Genomic DNA, 2,152 nt, shown 5'->3' on the forward strand with positions numbered 1-2,152 from the left:
ATTAGAAAAATTAACAATACCTTTTAAAAACGAATTACTAATTCGTTGGAAAAATAGAGATCAGGGAGTTGTCCCAGAATATGCTTTAAACTGGGGCGGTAACGGTGTTTCTAATGGTTTTGGTTTTGGAGAATATTTAGCTGAGGAATTTTTTAGGAAAAAGGGATATTACGTGATAAACAATGAATTTGACCTATTTTCCAAAACATCCAAATACAAACTTTATAATGACATCATTACTTTAATTATTGGAAAAGAAAAAATGGATTTATTCAAAAAAGTAGCATCAGACTTATATGAAAAAGGGTATAAAATTGAAAATGTAGATTTATTTATCTTTGACAGAGGATCGTTCATTTTTGCGGATGCCAAAAAAGGCAAAGATTATTTAAGAGAACCGCAAATTCTGTTTATGTATTTAGCAAAAGAGATTTTGAATGCTGACTGTAAACTTATTTATTTATCAGAAACAGGAAATGAAATGAAAGTTGAATTAAATAATTATCAAATTGAATTACCAGATGATTTTCACGATTATTTGCTTAGTTCAAAATAAGATAAAGAACAAGTATAAATGGATATTTCAAGAATTTACGTATGCATATTCTCAGAAGATTATTTATCAATTATTACATAGTATAGGCAGGTTTATTATGACAATTGCTGAAATCCACGGTAAGCTATCTCCTTATGAACATATGGAGGATTTGCTAACCTCTGATGTATTTTCAACTTTTAAGTATCTTGATGTGAATAACGGTCTCATTCCATTTCTAAAAAAAGCAATTGGCTTTTTGGACAATACTCCACCTAATTTTCTCGATGATATTATGGAAGCGGATTATGTGTTTTGGCCAAGAACGACCTATCTAAACAGAGAACCAGATGTCCTAATTATACTTACGAAAAAGAATCAATCTACCATATCTATTTTAATAGAAGCAAAATACCATTCAGGAAAAAGTAATGCAAACCGAGAAGAAGCCTCTACTGACAAAGAAAACAATCCATTAGACCATTTAGATGGAGACCAACTTGCTGAATTATTTAAGGAACTTCAGCACGGAAAAATTTATATCGATGATCCCCTTATAAGAGAAAAGTACCTCCAATCTGCAGGTAACCGCTATCTATTTTTTGTAACAGCCCATTATGCTTCACCAAGGCACGATATCGAAGAAACCTTTAAAGTATTAGAGAAAAAACAGTATTTTAATCAAAACAATCATCATTTCTTTTGGGTGAACTGGATGAGCATCGTGGAAGCCATTGATGAAGTGAATTCAAGAGAATCTTGGAAAAGTGCACCAACCATGCGCTACTTGTTAGCCGACTTAAAGGCATTACTGCAAAAGAAAGGGTTGGTTCCATTTCATGGATTTACTAAACCTAAAAGAAAAGTTGCAGTAAAAAGTCCATATTTCTGGCAAGAATCCGAGGAGCAGGACCCAACACTTTTTCATGGAATTGATGCTAGTAAACTAAGATAATTAGAAAACTATTTTTGGATGGGGGAATAAAGTGTGGCAACCGGAAAAGATATAAAGGAAATCTACGACATGATGAAAGCGATTTGCCAAGAAACCAGCAATTTATTGATTGTGATCAATGACATGATGGAGAGTGAAGGGTTTTTGGCAGTGGGTGATAGTAGTGTGATGTTCGGAAAATCAGCTCATTATCGTTATCCAGATTATTGGCTTCCATATTTCTTACAGAGAGTATTTACTAAGGAAAAGAATTCTAAAAAAGGGGTAGGCGTGAATATTACGTTTGATGGAAGCAATGATGGATTAGAGAATAAAATTCCATTTGTAACTTGCGGTGTTGTGGAATTTCCAAAAGATAGAGTAACTAAGGGGAATGGTCTTTATTTGGCTGGCTGGATTGACCATGAAGATGTTCCGAAAGAGTTTGATGGGAAAATCTGCACAACTACATTCATCGATGGAGTAATCACAAAATCCTACTTCCTCCCAATTGAAATATTAAATAATCAGGAAAAAGTCCACCAATACATCATTAAACCTCTTATTAGTCTTCATGAAGGCCTTATCGATGAGGTATACGATATGGTTATAGATGTGGCATTAGGGTTGGAGGATATTGTTGAGTGAGGATCGAATTTATTTGAGGATGGAGAAATAATATT

Annotated in this window: 3 protein-coding genes; all 3 read left to right on the forward strand. The window is 33.5% G+C overall.

Features of this window, described 5'->3' with window-relative positions; translation table 11 throughout:
- A partial coding sequence (locus tag V7083_RS23420) for a hypothetical protein (protein ID WP_335482590.1) occupies window positions 1-556 on the forward strand: 556 nt, incomplete at its 5' end.
- 97 nt (window positions 557-653) lie between these two features.
- Window positions 654-1,490: a hypothetical protein gene (locus V7083_RS23425; protein ID WP_335482592.1), complete on the forward strand. Its 837-nt coding sequence runs from the start codon at window positions 654-656 to the stop codon at window positions 1,488-1,490.
- A 33-nt stretch (window positions 1,491-1,523) separates the two neighbouring features.
- The gene (locus V7083_RS23430; protein WP_335482594.1) at window positions 1,524-2,117 is read left to right on the forward strand and encodes a hypothetical protein; all 594 of its coding nucleotides are present in this window, start codon (window positions 1,524-1,526) and stop codon (window positions 2,115-2,117) included.
- Window positions 2,118-2,152 lie beyond the last annotated feature (35 nt).

Source organism: Bacillus sp. JJ1764, assembly GCF_036962145.1.
GTDB lineage: Bacteria > Bacillota > Bacilli > Bacillales > Cytobacillaceae > Neobacillus.